We start from the raw sequence: 17,489 nt of genomic DNA, 5'->3' as shown, positions 1-17,489 counted from the left end.
TATGAACAACCATGTCGGAACCAACATCCAGCTTGACGAAACCACTGTTCGGAAGCGCGGATCGCAACGACAAGCGGAGGGCTGTAAGTTTATTCAGAACTGCGATCTGAACGTATGATGCTATCTGACAGGTCATTTGAGCGAGCAGTTTCCTGCGCAAGACTTCCGCAGGCGTTCGGTAGGCAACGCACTTGCGCGGTGTCGAGTGAGCCGATCGCAGATGTTCCTGTAGATACGGCCAGTCGATGAACTTCGTCCCGTGGTCAAAGGTGATCGACCGGCGGGCAAGACGGTGCAGTGCCTGCATGGCTTTCATAGGACCATCCATGACACACCGGGACTGCCGGCCGTTGCTGCGCAGATGGCAAAGTGGCTAACCCGCTCGACAAGCGATATGATATTGGTCCTGCCGAACTTCTTTGCGAAAATGGATCGTGTCACGTTTCCAGTGCTGCTCGCCCTGGGTGTCCAGGCCATCCACGGCACCAACCTCAGCGTCGTCGCGGCTCTGAATCCACAACGGAGCATCAGCTGATTAGCGGCTATATGATGTTCTATTCCATGGCAGCGCCCTCGGCACGCTCGCAGGAACGTCCGCATACGCCGGGTCTGGTTGGCCAGGAGGCTGCGCGGATCACGTTGAGCCGAAAAGGTGTTAAACTCAGGCAACAATCAATGATCCGGCCGTATGCCGATGGCTGTGCCGAACGGCCGCCTCCGCTGCTTCAATTATCGAATCGGTATCGATGCCGAAATGCGCGTAGAGATCGGCGACCGTGCCGGTCTGGCCGAAATGCTCAACGCCGAGGCTGGTCAGCGTATGACCATGAACCGAACCGAACCAACCGAGCGTTGCTGGATGACCATCCGTGACGGTTATCATATGGGCATGCTGGGGTAGGGTCGCGAGCAGATTTTCCACGTGGCTGCGGGCGGCAGCATATCCGTGCCGTCTGGCGCGTTGTGCCGCCGTCCAGCCGGCATGGAGACGGTCCGCGGAAGTCACGGCCAGTACCGCCACGTCGCGGTGCCGATCCGCCAGCCGCCCGGCAGCGGTAAGCACTTCCGGCGCAACGCAGCCCTGATACGCCAGCACCAGACCGGTATTCGCTTGCGGTTCGCGAAGCCAGTAGGCGCCGTCGACCACACCTTGACGAAACACTTCGCTTTCGCGGCGCACCGGTTGTTCCAGTGGCCGGGTCGTCAAGCGCAGATAAACCGAGCCGCCGGCTTCGTCCCGCAGCCATGTCCGCGGGTCATGCCCGCCTTTGCCTTCTCGCTGCATATAGTCGAATGACCAGTCCATGATGATCGAGAGTTCGTCCAGATAGGCCGGTTCGAAACTCGCCAAGCCGTCCTGACTCATCCCGATCAACTGTTGTCCAATGGATTGATGAGCGCCCCCCTCCGGCGCGAGCGTGACGCCCGATGGCGTGCCGACGATCATGAAGCGGGCATCCTGGTAACAAGCGTAATTCAGCGCATCGAGGCCGCGGGCGACGAAAGGATCATAGACGGTGCCGATCGGTATGAGCCTTTCCCCGAACAGCGAATGCGACAGCCCGGCTGCACCCAGCAGCAGGAACAGGTTCATTTCCGCGATGCCGAGTTCGATATGCTGTCCTGCAGGACCGAAAGACCATTTCTGAGTGGAGGGCACTTTCTCCTCCCGGAACGTATCCGCCAGCGCGTCTCGCGCAAACAGCCCACGCCGGTTCACCCAGGGACCGAGGTTGGTGGAAACGGTGACATCCGGTGATATCGTGACAATTCTGTTGGAGAGATCGTCATCGCGCCGAGCGATCGCATCCAAAATTTTGCCGAAGCCTGCCTGTGTTGAAAGTTCGCGATCATCGAGGAAGACCGGCCCGGGCGATGCGACACGGGCAGCGGCGTAGCGGCGTGAGCCCTTGGCGAAAAAGGGGATTGTTTTGAGATAGGTCTTGACCGCCGATGCATTCTTGATGGCGCCGAACTCCTCCCATTCCTGGCCCGCGGCCACGCCAATGCGGTTCTGGAACTCCTCCATCTGGGCCTTGGTCATCAGACCGGCATGATTGTCCTTATGTCCGGCCAGCGGTGTCCCCCAACCCTTGATCGTATAGGCCAGAAACACCGTCGGCCGATCATGGTCGATGCTTTCGAAGGTTTTCGCCAGCGTTCCGATGCAATGGCCACCGAGATTGTTCATCAGCTCGGAAAGTTCTGCATCCGTGCGCCGGTCGATCAGCCGTGTTACCTCGCTCTGATCGCCGATCTCGTCGGTCAGGCGCTTTCGCCATGCTGGTCCGCCTTGATAGGTGAGTGCCGAATAAAGCTGGTTCGGGCAACGGTCGATCCAGTCGCGCAGCGCCGCACCGCCGGGCTCGCGAAAGGCGGCCTCCTGTAATGCGCCGTATTTCAGCACCTTCACGTCCCAGCCGAAAGCAGCAAATATGGCTTCGATGCGCTTCCAAAGCCCCTCGCGCACCACGCCGTCGAGGCTCTGCCTGTTGTAGTCGACAATCCACCATGTATTGCGCAGGTCGTGCTTCCAGCCCTCCTGCAGGCATTCATAGATATTGCCCTCATCCAGTTCGGCATCGCCGACAAGGGCGATCATACGGCCCTTAGGACGTGGCGATGAAAAGGATTTGGCTTCGATGTAATCCTGGATGATCGAGGCAAACGCCGTGATCGCCACGCCCAGCCCGACCGAGCCCGTGGAGAAATCGACGTCGTCAATATCCTTGGTGCGGCTCGGATAGGATTGGGCTCCACCATAACCGCGAAAGTTGACCAGCTTTTCTCGCTGCTGATTGCCCATAAGATACTGGATCGCGTGGAAGACCGGGGAGGCGTGTGGCTTTACCGCTATCCGATCCTCCGGCTTCAGGGTGTGAAGATAAAGCGTTGTCATGATCGACACCATGGAGGCTGACGACGCCTGGTGGCCGCCCACTTTGACATCGCCTCTTTCGCGATTGTGGTTGGCGTTGTGTATCGTCCAACAGGCATGCCAAAGCACTTGGCGTTCAAGATCCTTCATCATCCGGAGCTTTTCCTGCGACAGGCTCAACTTCATCTCCAATCCTCCCTTATTGCAGTGAAAAACTATCACCCTTGATGCGGAATTACTGGTCTTTCTAACTTGATCGCCGTCCAACTTCCGGTAAGATTCGCCCGCTTAATCGGGAAAGTGGAAATTTCATGCCGATTGTCAGCTATGATGCTGCAACGTTGAAGCTCCTGGATCTTTTGCAGAACGATGCCGAACTCAGTACGGCGGAACTCGCCGCAGCGACTGGTCTGTCGGCTTCTCCCTGCTGGCGGCGTGTCAATGATCTAAAGGAGAACGGCGTAATCAAGGGAACGGTTGCGCTCGTGGATGCGCAATCCCTTGGTCTCGCCGTCAACGTCTTCGTCCATATTTCGTTGAAGCAACAGGACAGAGCATCACTCGACATCTTCGACGAGGCGGTGCGGTCCATGCCTGAAGTCATGGAATGTTATCTGATGACCGGCGAATCGGACTATCTTCTTCGGGTTGTCGTCGAGGATCTCAGAAAATACCAGTCGCTCGTGACTGACCGGCTGACGACCATTCCCTGCGTATCCAACATCCGGTCCAGCTTTGCCTTGGGGCAGGTCAAGTATACGACCGCATTGCCCACCGCTCACCTTCGGAAATAGCGAGGGAAATGAGTCGTGGGCATAACTTCCCTCTTATCGAAACGTTGGTCGCTTTGCCCCATCAATTTGTGTGGGGCATTATGTTTAAGACACGATGATTTGCTAGCGGAAGGTTTCGGCGCACCGTCTTTAAATAATCCGGATCAATCTTGGCGGTGACGGCGGTTACCAAATCCGGGCTTTGCGCAATTGGCCTGCCCCCAGGGGGTGATCCGTTTGGAATGTTAGTGGATGCTCGGTCTTCTGGCCATCGCTGTTGTTGAAGCCGGTCCGTTCTGGCGAGGCCAAATGGCCGTTTCGGGTGCCGGTGGCTTGTACCCCGGCGATGAGTGGGGCCGCACTGTGTTGTAATGCTGTCTCCAGTTTTTGATGACGATCTTCGCCTCCTTGAGCGTGTAGAAGATTTCTCCGTTGAGCAGTTCGTCACGGAGTTTCGAGTTGAAGCTCTCGCAATAGCCGTTTTCCCAGGGGCTGCCCGGCATGAGTAGGCGTTGGCTCCCACCGCCGCGATCCACTCCCATAGCGCCTTGGCGATGATCTCCGGGCCATTGTCAGAACGAATATGCGTTGGGACGCCCCGAAGGATCAAGAGGTGGGAAAGCACGCCGATGACATCGACGGCCTTCAGCTTTCTCTCGACCCGGATAGCGATACATTCCCGGGTGAACTCATCGATCACGTTGAGCATGCGGATTTTCCTGCCATTGTGCGTCCGATCCTTGACGAAGTCGTAGGAGCATTCAGCACGTCAACCTGACGAAGCTTCGTGACGATCTCTTCTGCCTTGTGTCTTTTCGCTGCCATTTCAATGTCCTTTTGAGGCTCGTAAGCCATACTTCATGAAGGATCACTTTTCAGGGGGCAGACCACGCCGCGGCCTTCGCCATAACGCGTCCGCAGACGCTCTAGTGCGTCGTCATCGAAAGCCATGGGCATATATCCTTCTGATCGGCAGCTTTTACAGACGGGCCGCTTCCTGGGCCTCAAAATGGTCGGTGATTTCGCGGCCTGTGGCGATCCACACATCGCCCTTGGAAAGCAGGTGCTTCAGGAAGTCCCGCAGCAGGTGCCAGCGCATCGGGCGGCCGGAAACCTGGGGGTGAAGCACGAGCGTCGTCACCCCGCCCCAGGCATGGGTTGCCTCGAACTCGTCGATCCAGAGTGGCAGGATTGCCTCCCGCCCGAAGATCGGGCGCGGGCTGGTGCGGCTTGTCATGCCGAAATTCCAGTCGTCGAAGGCGTAGTTGACGGGGATTTCGACCGGGCCTGGCACGCCACCGCTTGCCGCGTGCCTGTAGGGCAGGATGTCGTCCCGGAAGGAACTGGAATAGCGGATGCCGGACTTTTTGAGATAGGCGAGAAGCTCAGGAAAATTCTCGCCCGACGGAGCGCGATAACCGACCGGGCGGACTCCGAGCGCCGATTGCAGCGCCTCGAAGCCTCGGTCGATTTCCTCCATGGCTTCATCGAGCTTGCTGCGATCGGGCAACTTGTGCAGGTATCCGTGATGACCGATCTCGTGGCCGGCCGTCACCATGGCCTCGCATTCGGCCCGATGCGCGAGCGCCGTCCAGCCAGGCGTGAAGAAAGTGGCCTTCAGGCCGAGCTCGTCCAGCAGGCCAAGGATCCGGGCAATGCCGACGCGGGCATCATAACCGCCATGCGACGTGGTGACCATGCGATCGACATTGGATGGGTTGTTACCGATCCAGGCGGTCTCGGCATCGACGTCAAATCCGATGAACAGCGCGCTTTTCGTGCCGTTCGGCCAGGTCATGTCCGGTGTCTTCGCCGCCGGGTTGAGGGGGCGTGGTGTCAGATCGAAGGTCATGGAATTGCCTTTCAGCGGAAGGTGGGAAGCGTTTCTGCGTGGCCGGTCATTTGCGCCTCGATCTCCGTGCAGTCCCTGATCTGCTCAAGGTTGCCGAGCTTTTGCCAGAGCGTCTCCACTCGGTCTTCGGGCAGACTCATGGTGGCAAGTTCACGGAATTTGGCCGCGATGGCGGAAGCAGGCATCGGTCGCTCGGCCGAGCCCGTGGCGCGTGGCACCATCCGCCCGACAACCAAGCCATCGCAGAAGCTCAGCGTCACCATCGGCTCGGCCATGGCATCCATCGATGCGTCAACGGAAATGCCGATCCGTTCCATCATCGCGTGGACGTCCGGATGCTGGCGCCGCTCCTCGGTATAGGCCTGAAGGCCAGCGGTGCCGAAGACACACCGGGCGGCAAGCGCGAAAGGCAGGCTCATCTGGGTTGGTGCCATGGCGCCGCCCTCCTTCGCGCCGCACATATTCTTCAGCATGCCGCTCATGCGAAGATCGATCCGGTTGATCTCCTGCGGCAGTCGGTCGGTTTCGACGAGCAGGTCCTCCAGCGCATCGACGGCGGAATGCGCGCCACGGCAGGAAGCATAGGGTTTCAATACCGCCCGGTTGAGCTTCCAGACATCGCCGAGCCCCTCCGACAAGAGGTCAGGCTGGCAGGCGGACTTGTTGAACGAGGTGAAGAAGCCACCCCAGACGTCATCGAACACGCGCGAGGGTCCGGCAAAGCCGTTGGCTGCGAGCAAGGCCGCAAGCAGACCACCTTCCGCTGCCCGACCGGCATGAAGTTTTTTTGCCTGGGAGCCATCATGGATGAAGGCCCAAAGGCCGGAAGAGAAGCTTGTCGCCAGCGTCATGGCGTCTCGGGCGGCCGAGGCATCGAGGCCGAGCAGGCTTGCAACGGCGGCTGCCGCGGCAAACGTACCGCATGTACCGGTCGAATGCCAGCCGAGCCCATTATGGGCATCGTAACCGCCGGTGGCTTCAAGGATGCGGCGTCCCGCATCGTAGCCTGCGACAACAGCGGTGATCATGCGTTTGCCATCCACAGGCCGTGCCACTTTATGCAGGGCTGAAAAGACGGCGGGCATGATCACGGCGCCGGAATGATCGCAGCCGCCGGCGTCGTCGAGTTCGAAGGCATGGGCTGCGACACCATTGATGAAGGCGCTGTCACGCGGCGAACCGGTAAGGCCTGTGCCCCAAAGCAGCGTACTGCCCGCCGAGTGCATCGCCTGCACCGCGCTTGCAAACTCTTGAGAGCGGGCGCCCGCGATGGCCGCGCCGAGGGTATCGGCAATGTGGACTTTTGTCTTGGCGACAACACTTTCCGGTATGGAGCCGTAGTCAAGACCGGAAACGAAGCGGGCGAGCCTGTCAATCGGCGTGTCGGCGAGAGAATTGTTCATAAGAAAACTCTGAAATAAAGGAAAGGCCGGCAACGTCAACGCGGGAGAGATACCGGCCGCAAAACCATCGCGGCCGGATAATTTTTTGTCACGGACGTCTTGCCACTTACTTTGCGGGTTCGCCGTTGATGTAGATGCCGTCCAGCAGCGTGCCTTCCAGCCCGTGCTTTACGAAGATCGCCTTATACTCGCCGGATGCCATGATGGCCTTCAGCGCGCCGGCATAGGCATCCCGCAAAGCAGGATCCTTCTTGGAGAAGGCAATGCCCTGGTAAACGGCCGTGATCGGTTCACCGACGATGGCGTAGGTATTCTTCTCCAGAGCCATCAGGTAGGGCAGCGTTTCAGAGCCCTGCACGGCGCCATCGAGGCGGCCCTGCTTCAGCTGGGCGCGCGCATCGGCCGAGCCCTCCGTGCCAACGACCTTGATGGCGGCAAGACCCTTGGCCTCGCAGTTAGCCGCGCTCCACTTGGCGGTTTCGTCCGGGAAGGATGTGCGGCGGCTCATGCCCACCGTCTTGCCGCAGAAGTCGGCCGGGGTCTTGAATTCCTCCTTGCGGGCGGCGGAGGTGTAGAACTGTGCGCCGGATTTCATGTAATCGACGAAGTCGAGAGTATCGCGGCGTTTCGGAAGGTCGCTCATGCCGCTATGGATGAGATCGACGCGACCCGTCTCGAGAGACGAAATCATCTGTTCGAAGCCGATTTCCGCCCATTCGACCTTGGTGCCAAGCTGCTTGGCAAGCGCGACGCCAAGATCGATGTCGACCCCCATCAGCGTGTTGGTGGCCGGATCCTTGTATTCCATCGGCGGATAATTGGGCTGGTTTGCGACGACGACCTTGCCCGCAGTCTTGATGCGGTCCGGCAGTCCTTCGGCATGCACCACAGTAGAGGTGAGAAGTACGGCGAGCGTGATAAGAGCTGTTTTCATGCGAATTCCCCTTTTTTTAAGCTGACTGGATTGGTGTAGTCTTGAAGCGCGGGCCGGCCGGAATGACCGGGCCGATTGATTTCAGCCGTGAACGGCCCTGATGAACTCCACGGTGCGAGGGCTTTTCGGCGAACTGAGAACTTGAGAGGCAGGGCCGACTTCGACCATCTTGCCCGCCTCCATGAAGGCGACGGTGTTGGCGACGCTACGGGCAAAGCCCAGTTCGTGTGTCACCACGATCATGGTCATGCCGCTTGCGGCGAGATCCTTCATCACGTCCAGGACTTCGGAGACAAGTTCCGGGTCGAGTGCGGAAGTCGGTTCGTCGAACAGGATCAATTCGGGGCGCATGCACATCGCACGGGCAATTGCCACCCGCTGCTGCTGACCGCCGGACAGTTGCGAGGGATAATGCCCGGCCTTGTCGCCTAGCCCCACACGGACGAGCAGGTCTTCTGCCCGTTTGTGGACATCGGCTATCGGCTCGCGCAGAACGTGGACCGGACCCTCCATGATGTTTTCCAGCGCGGTCTTGTGCGGAAACAGGTTGAACCGCTGGAAAACCATGCCGATGTGGCGGCGCTGCCGCGACATTTCCACATCGCTTATCTCGTGAAGATTGTTGCCTTCGCGGCGATAGCCGACCAGTTCATCATTCACCCAGATTGCCCCGGCGTTCATCTTTTCGAGCTGGTTGATGCAACGGAGAAAGGTGCTCTTTCCCGATCCGGAAGGGCCGATAATGCAGCACACCTCGCCCTTGGCTATTTCGAGGCTGACTTTATCGAGCGCTGTGAACGTGCCGAACAGCTTGGTAACGTCAACGGCTTTTACAACGATTTCCTTGCTCATCTCATCCCCTCACATCGAAGCGCTGACGGCTTTGCTGCCGCGGCCGAAATATTGCTCGATATAATGCTGGACGATCGAGAGGACGGAGACGACCGCGAGATACCAGAAGCTGGCAACCAGCAACAATTCCAGCACGCGGGTATTCGCGAAATAGATGATCTGCGCGTTGTGCAGGATTTCCGAATACTGGATGACGCTGGCAAGTGAAGTGAGCTTGACCATGCCGATCACTTCGTTGCCGATCGGCGGAACCATGACGCGCATGGCCTGCGGAAGCACGATGCGCCGCAGCATCACCATTTGCGTCATGCCGATCGAGCGTGCTGCTTCATACTGCCCGCTATCCACCGACAGAAGGCCGCTGCGCACGACTTCGGACGTGTAGGCCCCCTGGGAAATGCCAAGCCCCAGCATGGCCGCGACAAACGGCGTCATGATGTCCACGGTGCGGAATTCGAATAGGCCGGGAATGCCCATAGTTGGAAAAATGAGCGCCAGGTTGAACCAGATCATCAGTTGCAGGAGCGCTGGCGCGCCGCGGAAGATCCAGACATAGCCCACCGCGATGGACGACAGGACCGGGTTGCCCGAAACGCGCATCAGGGCGATGACCACACCAAGAACGATGCCGAGCGTCATGGCGGCCACGGTCATCACCAGGGTGCTCTGCAGCCCCTGCAGGATGGCCGGCGCGAAGAGGAAGTCCCGGACATAGCTCCACTCGATCTGGCCGACGCTGAAGGCGCGTACGAGGGCGGCAAGAGCGGCCAGAACCAAGGCGGCGGTCACCATGCGCCCGATATGGCGCTTGGGAACGAGCGTCAGGTGGGCGATCTCGTATTTCTGGTCGAGCGATGCCGCTTGGGGTGCTGGCATGGTCATCGGACGCCTCGTGCGTTCTCGGAGGGGGAAACTCTGCCCGGCAGGTTCAGCGTGCTCTCTGCGAAGACCTTTCGTGCCTCCAGCGCGCCGGTGAAGCGCTCTATCTGTTCCCGCACTCTGGTCGGCGACGTCGAGCCAAAGCCGGTGCGGCTGGCAAGCGCGCCTTCCAATGTGATGGCTTTGAGAACAGCGGGCGCAAGGCGGGCGTCGATACGGGGCAGATCTTCCTCACTCAGACCGGCAAGATCATGGCCGCGCTCTTCGCAATAGCGGACCACAGCGCCGGTAATGTCATGCGCCTGCGCGAACGGCACGTTCTGAGATACCAGCCAGTCCGCCACTTCCGTTGCCAGCGTGAAGCCCCTCGGCGCTTCTTCGCGCAATTTCGCGACATCGAATTCCAGCGTTTCCACCATGCCGGCGAAAGCGGGCAGGATGAGTTCGAGAACATCGATGCTCTCAAAGAGCGCCCGCTTGTCTTCAGCGAGGTCGCGGTTATAGGCGAGTGGCATGGCCTTCATCGTTGCCAGGAAGCCGGCGATGTTGCCGATCAGCGTGCCGCTCATGCCGCGGGTCAGTTCGGCAATGTCGGGGTTCTTCTTCTGTGGCATGATGGAGGAGCCGGTCGAGTAGGAATCATGCAGCCTGACCCAGCTGAACTGCTTGGAACTCCAGATGCAGATTTCTTCCGCAAGGCGAGATAGGCTGATGGCAACCAGTGAGCAGATGAACAGGAATTCGGCCACATGATCGCGGGCCGAAACGGCGTCGATGGAGTTTTCGCAGGCCGCGGCGTAGCCAAGTTCGACCGCCGACAGGTCCGGGCGGCAGGCGATACCGGAACCGGCCAGAGCGGCGGCGCCAAGAGGCGAGCGGTCGAACCGCCTGTCGAAATCCTCGAAACGCTCAAGGTCTCGAAGCAGGCTCTGCGCATGCGCCATGAGATGATGGCCGAGCACGACAGGCTGAGCAGGCTGCAGATGCGTGAAGCCCGGCATCACCGTTTCGATATGTCGGGAGGCCTGGGAGACAAGCGCCAGTTCGATTTCGACAATGTCACGTGACAGTTCCCGTGCCATCCGGCGCAGATAAAGACGGGTATTGTTGGAGGTCTGGTCGTTGCGCGAGCGCCCGGCGCGCAGCTTGCCACCCAGCACGCCGAGACGCTGCATCAGCAAGCGTTCAAGGAAGGTATGAATGTCTTCGTCGGTGGTGATTGGCTTTTCGTTCTCGGTCGCAACATCGGTCTCGATATGGTCGAGCGCTTCACGGATCGTAGCGAATTCTGCTTCATCCAACACGCCTGCGCGCTTCAGTTCGGAGGCATGAGCACGCGAGCCGGCCAGGTCTTCGCGGTAAAGCCGGAAGTAAGAAGGGTGCGCGCGTGAAAGATTGGCAAGCGCTTCCGAGGGGCCGGACTTGAAGCGTCCACCCCAGAGCTGGGTCGGCTCTGACATGATAGTTCCCTTTTATGTTTAATATTGAGGCAATGCTCCTATTCGGCGCTAATTAAGGCAAGCGAAGTTAATTCCTTGGCCTATGACAAAAACGACTAGCCAGCCATGCCTTGGACGCTTAGTCTGAAAACGACTGAACGGGCGAGGTGAATATGTCTGGCCGCAAGCAATTTCCGTCCATGACGGCGCTACAGGTTCTGCTGGCCGTCGGCGAGCGCGGCTCGACGAGTGCTGCCGCAGAGCCGCTCTCGCTCTCGCAAAGCGCGGTCAGCAAGCAATTGATCGGATTGGAAGAACTCATCGGTGGCCCAGCTTTCCAGCGCACGCCGAACGGTATGGTTCCAACCGAGTTGGGCGCCATTTACATCGAGCATGCCCGCACCGCCATCAAGGCAATGGAGGATGCAGCCCTAAAGGTCGCTCGCCTCAAGCCAGGGCCGCGTGTTCTTCGTCTTCAGGTCCCGCCGATCTTCGGTGATCGCTGGCTTCTGCCGCGCTTTGTCCAATTCACTGAGGCCCATCCCGAAATCGAAGTGCAGTTTACGACCTTCGTCTCAAAAACGCAGACGGAAACTCCCGATGGAAGCGTACGTTTTCTCGTGGCCCCGGCACCGGATGAGGAGGGCACATATCTCTTCGGCAATGACATTCGTCTCGTCAGCGCCGCGTCCTACTGGGAAAAGCTTGGAGATCCCGCGACCATCGAAGCCGCAGCGCGGGGTGTCATGCTGGAGCATCCACAGACGCCGTTCCATTGGCCATTCTTCGTGCAGGCAAATGGATTGCTCGGGCTGGAGGTTCGCCACACGATGCGCTTCGGCTATTATACGATGGTTATCCGCGCGGCACTGGCAGGGCAGGGCATGGCACTGATCCCACATGGCCTGATCGTCGAGGAACTCGCTGCGGGCCGCCTCGTCAATCCCGGAGGGCTGGGCTTCCGGAGCGACCATGGATACTGGTTCACCAAGCCTGGCAACATTCCCACTAGCCAGTCGATGCGTCTTTTTGAACAATGGTTGCACGAAGAAGCCCGTTCAACGAAAGATTAGATCGGGATCATCCTGACATCAGGAGGCGAGACGCTTCAGGGCATCGCCATCCAGCCGATAGAAGATCTTGTCAGGTTTTTGCTGTCCGCCAATGCTGTCATAGAAACGCAGCAGGCGCTCATCTTTAGCATCGGCGGTCCAGTCGATCCGCGACAGTCCACGATCTCCTGCCAGGCGTGCGAGGTGGGCGAGCATTTCCTGACCTATTCCACGGCCGCGATAGGCGCTACGCACGTATAGCTCTTTCAGGAAAAGGCCAGCTTGCAGATAGGGGCCGGGATAGATGGCGCTGAAGGCGGCGAATCCCGCCAAAGTCGATGCTTCCATTGCGACAATGATTTCCGCGCCTTTCGGTCGTTCTATCAAGCCCCGCAGAATGTCATCTGCTGAAGGGCAGGGCACGTCGTAATGCGCCTGCATTTCCTGCAGCATTGCCGCAAAGTCCCTTAGAAGTGCCAAATCTCGGCCCAACTCTTGAATGTCCGCCATCTGCTATCTCCAAATTGCCTCAGTGGGCTGAAACCGATCAACGCGCAGGAATGACGCTTCTAGCGTCGAATTCGACGTTTGGCATCTGCCCGTCCAGCATTGCCTTGAGTTCAATCGCCATGCGCTTGGCAACGGGCCCAAGTTCCTCAAGTCGATTGTTGGGAAAGTAGACGGTTGCACCGTTGATTGAATAGGCAACACGCAACCGTTCGTTCATCTGAAAGCTCGATGCAACGCCGCAGGTCCCGAAGTTGCACTCATCAAGGTCAATGGCGACATTGCTACGTTGTGCATTTTTAAAATTGGCGGAGGATTTCATCAGTTGTTCGTGGGTAGCCCGCCGGTATCTTGTCGACGAAGGATCGCCACTGCTTCTGCGGCAGATTGCCAATGAGCACCTTTCCAACCGCTGTCATGAATGCCGTGTTGCGCAGGCCGGGAAAGGAATTGATGAGTTTATTGAGCATCGAATTGGGATTGTGATTGACCATTGGGCCTTCGCGCACCAGCAAAACCTGCTTCGAGCCGAATTTTCCCAGAATGCCCATGCGGTTGAATTTGGCGATCGTGCCGGCGTTAGTGCTGATGACGGCACTGACATGCTCGGGTTCAGGTGAGCGAAAGAAGCCTGACGGACTAACCTTGCCGCAGAGGGCTATGTTGTCGAGTTCAAAGCCCAGCGCTCAGCTGTCACAGCCGAGCGTCGGCATGGTCTTTTTTATGTTTTCGTCCGGAACACGGGGAGCCCTATATACGCTTTGATAACCCGCATGCAGTGGAGCGGCCGGGCGGGCGATTTGTGAAAGCAGATCCGGCATACGATCACTGGCACCGGAATGAGAAAGATAAAGGCACATGCGGCCTATTCCACGGGCGGCCATACCGGAACAAAACCACCAACCATGAGTTAGTCCGCAACAAGGGGATCACTCATGGGTACATATGTTCTCGTTTTCCTATTCTTCGCTGCTATTTTTGCCCTGGCCGTCGTCATTACCTACCTTGCCTGTCCGCCTCTGCCTGACGATTGATGACCCTACAGGTTCGGAACTAATTGCTTGCCGTTGCGTTGCGAGGAAGTCGCGAGGGCAAATCCCCGTCCCTCAATAAATAGTTCGTCGCCCCACGAACACGCTCTCGCAACACCCTCACCCTCGATCCGGCTGCCGGGCGCGGCAATTGATCATTTTGTTGCCGCAGCGCAACCCCTCAGTTCGGAGAGGATCGGGGCCGTTGAATAGCTACTCACGATCCGCTGCTGGAACTTGACTCCCCTTCCGAGGGTGGCAAGGTGGTTTCATGAGTCCTGATCGCTTCAACCAATGCCTGCGCCACATCCGCTGGACGCCCATCAACCTGGCGTCGGCATTGCAGTGTGACCTGTCCTGGATCGAAGCGCTTGAGACAGGAAACGAGGAGGTGCCTGCCGGACTTGCGGCCTGGCTGGAAACACTCGCCCAAGCGCATGAGGCTCTCCCACCACCAACCACCTACCGGCGCCAGAGGTCAAGAGCTTGACTTCAGTGGCCGAGCCCCGCTTCGATATCCGCTTCAGTGCGAGGAAGAACGAAGATGGCACTGACTATTGGAGCGTCTACGACACCTTCACCGGTTTGCCAGCGGTCGTAAACGGGACGACGCTTGATGCGCTTGGAAGGGAAGAGGCCGATGATGTGGCCGACCTCCTGAACGCACAGTACGCAAGGCGCAGGGGCACGACGCATTGAGCTCGACCACCGGTTCGTCTCAGAGCTGGTACGGGCCGCGAATGAGGTCGAGAAGCTAGATCCGGCCGAAGGCCGCCGTTTGCTCAGCCGCGCAGTAAACACTACTCGATACATGAGAGAGCAGGTCGGCATACCGGGAGGCGAGACAGCAGGGGACGTCGTGGTGGACCTTCAAACAGCCGCAGTGGCACTAGGCTTGGGAAAGCGGACCAGTGCCGAAATAGCATCGGCATTGCTCACCGCCGCCGGTGTGATCCGGGATCTGCATATTATGCTGGATACGGGAACAGAAATCCAAATTGAGAAGGACTGACTTGGGTCGTCTCCTCAGTGGTGGTCGACGGAAGAGTCATGGGGCCGGGAAATCCGATAATCGTCGCATCCGGGAAATTGGCAATCTTTACGTCCGGCGGGGTTTCGCTTCGCTCCCGGCTCAAATCGGTCACGATGAGTTCAAATGAAGCGAGCCCGCGGCTGACGGAAACATTTATATTCCGCCCTCTAACTTTGTAATCATTGGTAGTGGCACCGAACGACTTTAGCTCCACATCCTCATCCACGACGATCAGGAGCCCCTTGGGCCTGAGAAGAGGCACGAAACTGACGATCATCTTCATCGCCGCACGCGTGTAGGTGGGCCGACCGTGTCCCTGGGAGTGGTGTAGCTTCGGCGATCGCCATGCTTTCCGGACGGAGCCGGGAATGGGTCAGCTTGCCGCAGCGGGCAGGCTGATGAGCGGATCGTCGCTCATTGCGGCGATGGTCTCAAGGGGCAGGTATCTGGAGCGCTGGACAGCCCACTCGTCGTTCTGTTCGAGCACGATGCGCCGACGAGGCGGACGATGGCGTCATCATTGGGAAGTGCCGACGACCTCGGTGCGCTTGATCTCGCCATTGAGGCGCTCGATGGGGTTGGTGCTGTGAAGCTTGGTCCAGTGCTGCCTGGGAAAGGTCATATAGGCGAGCATGTCGTCTTCAGCGGTGTCCATGAGTTGGGCGAGCTCCGGCACTTTCGGCCTGATCTGGTCGGCGACGTTGCGCCACTGGCTACTGGTTACGACGAGAGAAAATAGCAAAATTGCAGCAAATCCCATCAAAATTCCTCCGGTTCCAAATGAACCGCTGCAGCAACGCGCTTTATTAGCTCTTAAGACAATAGCAACTTCGACCCGCTCTTTATTGGTGTGCGAGGCATCCTACACGGGGATTATTCAGTGGCCGTGTATGTTTACCGGACGGAGCCCGTCAGGATCGGATCAACCCGTTCGAGTTGGTCCCAGGCAAGCGACGCGCCGAACAGCAGAACCGCAATAATCGGGATGACTAAAAGCACCGCACCACCGGGAATACGCATGACAAAACCTCTCTGTGGTTGAGCCCCAGAGTCATGCCCCTGTTTCGTTAGCGAAAGGTTAATCGTGTGCCGCTTTTGCACAGGAGGCGCGACCCACCACGCGTTTTATGGAGTTTGCACAATATCTATGTCTATTGGGAGGGGTATTCGCCGACAACATCAAAACATTCGAAGAGTCGGCCCACAAAGATCGTGAAGCGACCAAGCGCATGTTGCTCACGCTGGTCGCGGATAGCACGAATCCATCGGATCCACGCCGCAGGCGCCGCATTACCGACCGCATCTGGTCGATCCACACATTGTGATCGAGCAACTGCAGGGTCGAATCGCCGATCTTGCAGCAGACCTAGCGCTGCCTACGCCCTTTCCCTATCCGTCTCACGGACGGTCGCAGAGGAATCCAGGCGGCAGGCGGAAGCCGCGATGCGATCCCGCCGCAGATATCGCCAGAGGCCCTCACGGCGAGCCCACCCTCGACGAGACGGCCATTAGGGATATTCCAAGCTCAAATCAGAAAGGTGCGGCGAAATGTCCGGTCGGTGCACCAGCGGCCGCGTATTTATATGAGAGGTTGAGACGCCCCTCACTTGAGGCGGCGCGCGACCGCGGACGTTTTGAACTCGCTGGTATCGCCGGCTCGCCTCAAAACAGTTCACGGCCTCGTGCCTTCTGTCCGTCATCGGAAACCGAAGAATCCCAGAATGAACAGGACGATGACGACTGCTCCGACGATCCATATGATTTGGTTCATCTTGGCACCTCTTGGTGTTTGTCAGATCCGGCTGGATCGCCATCGGAATGCGGTCGTCCCCAACTAGGTTCCACGAAACGTGGAACAAATCATTAGCATCTTCTTTACATCCTCCTTAATCGTGCGGTCGGCCACCCCAAATCAGACTTGTTCCCACCACGTGACGAACGCCCGGCGCGGTCCAATCCGCGACAGGGTTGGCGACGGTCGATGCTGGAAGGTCCGCCAGCGGGGCCACCGATCGGGTGAGGTCTCCGGCTGCAACAGTTTCGGCATCCACATGGATGAACATCTCCCGGCCTAGTTTCTTCGAAATGCCGATGCGACGTGCCGTCTCCCAATCTTAGGCGGCCCGAGCGGAACGCCGGCAGACGCCCCTATTCGTTCCGCGATCTGCGAGGGCGACAGGAGGTTGTCGAGGACGTTTGCGGGAGGTTGGTCGTTCGCCATCCGGCACCCTTTCACGGAGGACGACGTTGCCGCCGGCGCGGTCAGGCTGCAGTTGCCTAGTTCACTTAACTAATCGGCATCATGCCGCCGCTTCAACGATAGAGCACCGCCTTCGCATCGGCGGACGCGGTCACCCACCCTAAAAGGTAGGGTTATTTTGAGCAGCCTGCACTGTATCGGGTACTACCCCGAAAACCGTAAAGTTAAAGCGTGTAACTGACGAGTGGCCGCCTTTGCCAAACCGAGCCTGTCCCCATGTGCCATATGTAGCGCAAACGCGGGTATCCTTGGTCTCAAGACGCGGTCTTCTTCGATTTCGATGACGGAGGCCCCGGATACCTCGCGTACGACCTGTCCGTGTTCCTGTAGGCGAAGGTGTCATTCGGCCGGAAGCTGACACCGATTTGCTACGCGTTCATCGAGGGATATCGAGCGGTGCGGCCGATTGCCCCCTACGACTTCGAGGCAGCACAGCGTTGTGTGATCGTCCGCCATTTCTGGCTGATGGGTGAGTACGCCAGCCGATCGCAAGAATGGGGTAGCAACGCTGTCGGCTGGGTCGCTCGGGAAGCTAAGTTCCTCAAGACCTGGGAGACGGACCGGTTTGTCGACCGTTTATTCTGACATCGGTTGCG

At 58.6% G+C, this 17,489-nt stretch carries 16 protein-coding genes and 4 pseudogenes; 5 read left to right on the top strand and 15 right to left on the bottom strand.

The features are described 5' to 3' along the window. Positions 1–229: 229 nt before the first annotated feature. Positions 230–451, bottom strand: a pseudogene (locus ACZ9EJ_RS27035) (IS30 family transposase); the annotation flags it as partial. Positions 452–661: 210 nt separating this feature from the next. Continuing rightward, on the bottom strand, positions 662–3,064 hold the full coding sequence (locus ACZ9EJ_RS27030; RefSeq protein ID WP_046627016.1) for a transketolase-like TK C-terminal-containing protein: 2,403 nt from the start codon (positions 3,062–3,064) through the stop codon (positions 662–664). Positions 3,065–3,189: 125 nt separating this feature from the next. Here ACZ9EJ_RS27030 and ACZ9EJ_RS27025 point away from each other — a divergent pair, with 125 nt between their 5' ends. Next, on the top strand, positions 3,190–3,672 hold the full coding sequence (locus ACZ9EJ_RS27025) for an Lrp/AsnC family transcriptional regulator (protein ID WP_046627014.1): 483 nt from the start codon (positions 3,190–3,192) through the stop codon (positions 3,670–3,672). Between the two features lie 224 nt (positions 3,673–3,896). Here ACZ9EJ_RS27025 and ACZ9EJ_RS27020 read toward each other — a convergent pair. From ACZ9EJ_RS27020 to argH, 7 genes and pseudogenes are all read right to left on the bottom strand, one after another. Then, positions 3,897–4,408, bottom strand: a pseudogene (locus ACZ9EJ_RS27020) (integrase core domain-containing protein); the annotation flags it as partial. A gap of 222 nt (positions 4,409–4,630) precedes the next feature. Beyond that, positions 4,631–5,503: a polysaccharide deacetylase family protein gene (locus tag ACZ9EJ_RS27015; RefSeq protein WP_046627007.1), complete on the bottom strand. Its 873-nt coding sequence runs from the start codon at positions 5,501–5,503 to the stop codon at positions 4,631–4,633. An 11-nt stretch (positions 5,504–5,514) separates the two neighbouring features. Next, a complete protein-coding gene (locus ACZ9EJ_RS27010) occupies positions 5,515–6,906 on the bottom strand; it encodes an MmgE/PrpD family protein (protein ID WP_046627006.1) in 1,392 nt (463 codons plus the stop codon). A gap of 106 nt (positions 6,907–7,012) precedes the next feature. After that, positions 7,013–7,840 (bottom strand): ABC transporter substrate-binding protein, encoded by an 828-nt coding sequence (locus ACZ9EJ_RS27005; protein WP_046641784.1) that lies wholly within the window; start codon positions 7,838–7,840, stop codon positions 7,013–7,015. A gap of 81 nt (positions 7,841–7,921) precedes the next feature. Then, positions 7,922–8,692 carry an amino acid ABC transporter ATP-binding protein gene (locus tag ACZ9EJ_RS27000; protein WP_046627004.1) on the bottom strand — a complete coding sequence of 257 codons (771 nt, stop codon included), beginning with the start codon at positions 8,690–8,692 and terminating at the stop codon, positions 7,922–7,924. 9 nt (positions 8,693–8,701) lie between these two features. Continuing rightward, positions 8,702–9,574 carry an amino acid ABC transporter permease gene (locus ACZ9EJ_RS26995; RefSeq protein WP_046627003.1) on the bottom strand — a complete coding sequence of 291 codons (873 nt, stop codon included), beginning with the start codon at positions 9,572–9,574 and terminating at the stop codon, positions 8,702–8,704. Further along, positions 9,571–11,031 carry an argininosuccinate lyase gene (argH, locus tag ACZ9EJ_RS26990; RefSeq protein ID WP_046641783.1) on the bottom strand — a complete coding sequence of 487 codons (1,461 nt, stop codon included), beginning with the start codon at positions 11,029–11,031 and terminating at the stop codon, positions 9,571–9,573. Before argH ends, ACZ9EJ_RS26995 begins: the two co-directional genes overlap by 4 nt. 152 nt (positions 11,032–11,183) lie before the next feature. On the opposite strand from argH, the gene ACZ9EJ_RS26985 reads away from it, so the two are divergent. After that, complete coding sequence (locus ACZ9EJ_RS26985; protein ID WP_046627001.1) at positions 11,184–12,083, top strand: LysR family transcriptional regulator; 900 nt, start codon at positions 11,184–11,186, stop codon at positions 12,081–12,083. A gap of 18 nt (positions 12,084–12,101) precedes the next feature. Here ACZ9EJ_RS26985 and ACZ9EJ_RS26980 read toward each other — a convergent pair whose 3' ends face one another. Genes ACZ9EJ_RS26980 through ACZ9EJ_RS26970 form a run of 3 tightly spaced genes read right to left on the bottom strand, consistent with a single transcriptional unit; the run spans position 12,102 to position 13,120 of the window. Further along, complete coding sequence (locus ACZ9EJ_RS26980) at positions 12,102–12,572, bottom strand: GNAT family N-acetyltransferase (RefSeq protein WP_046641782.1); 471 nt, start codon at positions 12,570–12,572, stop codon at positions 12,102–12,104. Between the two features lie 37 nt (positions 12,573–12,609). Then, complete coding sequence (locus ACZ9EJ_RS26975) at positions 12,610–12,891, bottom strand: hypothetical protein (protein ID WP_251090788.1); 282 nt, start codon at positions 12,889–12,891, stop codon at positions 12,610–12,612. Then, positions 12,869–13,120 (bottom strand): hypothetical protein, encoded by a 252-nt coding sequence (locus ACZ9EJ_RS26970; RefSeq protein ID WP_046626997.1) that lies wholly within the window; start codon positions 13,118–13,120, stop codon positions 12,869–12,871. The genes ACZ9EJ_RS26975 and ACZ9EJ_RS26970 overlap by 23 nt, the downstream gene beginning before the upstream one ends. Positions 13,121–13,871: 751 nt before the next feature. On the opposite strand from ACZ9EJ_RS26970, the gene ACZ9EJ_RS26965 reads away from it, so the two are divergent. Together ACZ9EJ_RS26965 and ACZ9EJ_RS26960 are read left to right on the top strand one after the other, a co-directional pair. Beyond that, positions 13,872–14,090: a hypothetical protein gene (locus ACZ9EJ_RS26965; RefSeq protein ID WP_080953992.1), complete on the top strand. Its 219-nt coding sequence runs from the start codon at positions 13,872–13,874 to the stop codon at positions 14,088–14,090. Positions 14,091–14,095: 5 nt separating this feature from the next. Continuing rightward, positions 14,096–14,299, top strand: coding sequence for a hypothetical protein (locus ACZ9EJ_RS26960; protein ID WP_046626995.1), 204 nt, complete (start codon positions 14,096–14,098; stop codon positions 14,297–14,299). Positions 14,300–14,568: 269 nt separating this feature from the next. Here the strand turns inward: ACZ9EJ_RS26960 and ACZ9EJ_RS26955 are convergent, their stop codons facing one another. From ACZ9EJ_RS26955 to ACZ9EJ_RS26945, 3 genes and pseudogenes are all read right to left on the bottom strand, one after another. Beyond that, on the bottom strand, positions 14,569–14,916 hold the full coding sequence (locus ACZ9EJ_RS26955; RefSeq protein WP_046641781.1) for a hypothetical protein: 348 nt from the start codon (positions 14,914–14,916) through the stop codon (positions 14,569–14,571). 90 nt (positions 14,917–15,006) lie between these two features. Further along, positions 15,007–15,348: pseudogene (locus tag ACZ9EJ_RS26950) on the bottom strand (transposase); the annotation flags it as partial. A gap of 179 nt (positions 15,349–15,527) precedes the next feature. After that, a complete protein-coding gene (locus ACZ9EJ_RS26945) occupies positions 15,528–15,653 on the bottom strand; it encodes a hypothetical protein (protein ID WP_255736673.1) in 126 nt (41 codons plus the stop codon). A 1,498-nt stretch (positions 15,654–17,151) separates the two neighbouring features. On the opposite strand from ACZ9EJ_RS26945, the pseudogene ACZ9EJ_RS26940 reads away from it, so the two are divergent. Then, positions 17,152–17,478, top strand: a pseudogene (locus tag ACZ9EJ_RS26940) (kinase); the annotation flags it as partial. Positions 17,479–17,489: the final 11 nt, after the last annotated feature.

The sequence above is a fragment of the Neorhizobium sp. USDA 3394 genome (assembly GCF_056280385.1).
The sequence above is the reverse complement of the archived record's forward strand: the minus strand, read 5'-3'. Positions and strand labels throughout refer to the sequence as shown.